This window comes from Hymenobacter sp., assembly GCF_035709525.1.
Taxonomy (GTDB): Bacteria; Bacteroidota; Bacteroidia; order Cytophagales; family Hymenobacteraceae; genus Hymenobacter.
Map to the genome: position 1 here is coordinate 1 of NZ_DASTEP010000191.1, position 2803 is coordinate 2803.

1 protein-coding gene is annotated in these 2803 nt (G+C 62.0%); it reads right to left on the reverse strand.

Translation table 11 applies throughout. The features are described 5' to 3' along the window. Nucleotides 1-51: 51 nt before the first annotated feature. Nucleotides 52-2679 (reverse strand): MGH1-like glycoside hydrolase domain-containing protein, encoded by a 2628-nt coding sequence (locus VFO93_RS17030; RefSeq protein ID WP_325135578.1) that lies wholly within the window; start codon nt 2677-2679, stop codon nt 52-54. Nucleotides 2680-2803 lie beyond the last annotated feature (124 nt).

A 2803-nucleotide genomic window follows, 5' to 3' on the forward strand; every position in this document is an offset into this window, starting at 1 on the left:
TTCGACTGCGCTGCGCTCCGCTCAGCATGACGGATGATTAACAACCAGCAATTACCCCCTCGGCTGCAAGAGCTTCGCAATCAGTCCCGTCCAGCCCGTCTGGTGGCTGGCGCCGAGGCCGTGGCCGGTGTCGCCGTTGAAGTACTCGTGAAACAGCAGGTAATCCTGAAAGTGCGGGTCGTGCTGCAAGGTATCGCGCTCGCCGAAGCAGGCGCGCTGGCCAGTGTCGGCATCGCGCAAAAAGAGCCGGGTGAGGCGCGCCGTGAGGGCGTCGGCCACGGCCAGCAGGGTCACGTACTGGCCCGAGTGGGTGGGGTATTCCACTTTGAAGTCGTCGCCGTAGTAGTGGTGAAAGCGTTGCAGCGACTCAATTATCATGAAGTTGATGGGCATCCAGATGGGGCCGCGCCAGTTGCTGTTGCCGCCGTAGAGGTCGGTTTGCGACTCGGCGGGCTCGTAGCGCACCGTGATGCCCGTTTCGCGGAACTCGTAGGGCGCGTCCAGGTACACCCGCGAGAGGCTGCGCACGCCGTAGTCGGAGAGGAATTCGGCCGTGTCCAGCATTCTGAACAACAACCGCTTGAGGCGGTGGCCGCGCAACAGGCTTAGCAAGCGCGTGGCACCTTTGCCGGGCTCCTGCCAGTGGCTGACGAGCGCCGCCAGCCGGGGGCGGTTGGCGAGCAGCCAGTTCATGCGGGCCACGAACTGGGGCGCGCTGGTGAGCAAGTCTTCGTCCAGAATTTCCACCGCGAACATCGGAATCAGGCCCACTATCGTGCGCAGCTTCAGTAGCTCGTGGCCGCCGTCGGGCGTGTTGAGGGCGTCGTAGTAGAACTCATCTTCACTGTCCCAAAGGTCGAGCGCCGTGTTGCCCACGTTGGTCATGGCCTCGGCGATGTAAAGGAAGTGCTCCAAGAACTTGCTCGCCATATCCTGGTACACCGGGTTGGTGCGGCTCAATTCCAGCGCAATCCGCATCATATTAAGCGCGAACATGGCGACCCACGACGTGCCATCGGCCTGCTCCAAGTAGCCGCCAAACGGCAGCGGGGCCGAGCGGTCAAACACCCCGATGTTATCGAGCCCCAGAAAGCCACCCTCGAAGATGTTGCGCCCGTCGTGGTCCTTGCGGTTCACCCACCACGTAAAATTGAGCAGCATACGGTGAAACAGCATTTGCAAAAAAGCTATGTCGCCGCCATCGCCGCGCCGCTTCTGCTCCATCTTAAACACCCGGAACGTGGCCCAGGCGTGCACCGGCGGGTTCACATCGTCGAAGCGCCACTCGTAGGCCGGTAGCTGGCCGTTGGGGTGCATAAAGGAATCCTGGCACAGCAGCCGCAGCTGGTTTTTGGCAAACCAGGGGTCTATCTGCGCCAGCGGAATGGCGTGAAACGCCAAATCCCAAGCCGCGAACCAGGGATATTCCCAGGTGTCGGGCATCGAGATGATGTCGTTGGCATCGAAGCTCTTCCAGTCGGCATTGCGGCCGGTGAGGCGCTCGGGCGGCGGGGTGGGCTGAGATGGGTCGCCCACCAGCCAGCGGGGCACGTTGTAGTTGTAGTACTGCTTGCACCAGAGCATCCCGGCAAAGGCCTGGCGCTGCACGTTTCGCGCATCAGCATCGGCGATATCGTGCTGAATCTCGGCGTAAAATGCATCGGCTTCGGCTTGCCGCTGCGTCATAATTTCTTCAAAATCGGCAAACGGCGCGGCCAGCCCGACCGGCCCCAGTCGCAGGCGCACCTGCTGCGTGGCCCCGGCGGCCAGCGTCAGCACGTAGTGCGCGGCAGCCTTGGTGCCGGTGCGGGCCGGGTTCACGGCCTCGGCCTTTTTAGCAATAACGTAGTCGTGAAAGCCGTCTTTAAAAAACTGCTCCGGCGTAGCGTCGCCAAACAGGTGCGGGCTATTGGTCTCGTTGTCGCAGAATAGTAGCTCCGGCCCGCCCTCGGCGTACCAGCCAAACTCGCCTAAGTCCGGGTGCGACACCAGCACCGAGCCATCGGGCTGGGCAGTCAGCGTGGGGCGCTGGTCTTCGCCTTGGTAGCCCCAGCTCCAGGTGTTGCGAAACCAAAGCTGCGGCAGCAGGTGCAGCGGGGCCGCGTCGGGCCCGCGGTTCACTACCGTGAGCTGAATCAGCAGGTCGTCCACATCGGCCTTGGCGTATTCGACAAATACGTCGAAGTAGCGATTCTCCTCAAAAATGCCGGTGTCGAGCAGCTCGTATTCGGGGTCCTGGCGGGTGCGCTTGGCATTCTCTTCTACTAGCTGCTGGTACGGGAAAGCGCCCTGCGGGTACTTGTAAAGCAGCTTCTGGTAGGAGTGCGTGGGCGTGTTGTCGAGGTAGTAGTAAAGCTCCTTGACGTCCTCGCCGTGGTTGCCCTGCGGCCCGCTCAGGCCAAAAAGTTGGTCTTTGAGAATGGCATCCTGCCCGTTCCAAAGCGCCAGGCTGAAGCAGAGCCGCTGCTGGTCGTCGCAGAAGCCGGCCAGGCCCTCCTCGCCCCAGCGGTAGGCGCGGCTGCGCGCCTGCTCGAAGGGCAGGTAGTGCCAGGCGTCGCCGCCGGCCGAGTAGTCTTCGCGCACGGTACCCCACTGCCGCTCGGCCAGGTAGGGGCCGAAGCGCCGCCAGGGTTTTTCGTTGGCGTCGGCCTGGGCGAGGCGTTGGTGTTCGGGAGTCAATTTTTTGATAATTAAAGAAGTACGGCAATTTTTCAATTAGTCATGCGGAGCGCAGCGAAGCATCTCGCGTGGCGCAGTAAACTCTAGCGTAAGAGTTTACTGCGCCACGCGAGATGCTTCGCTG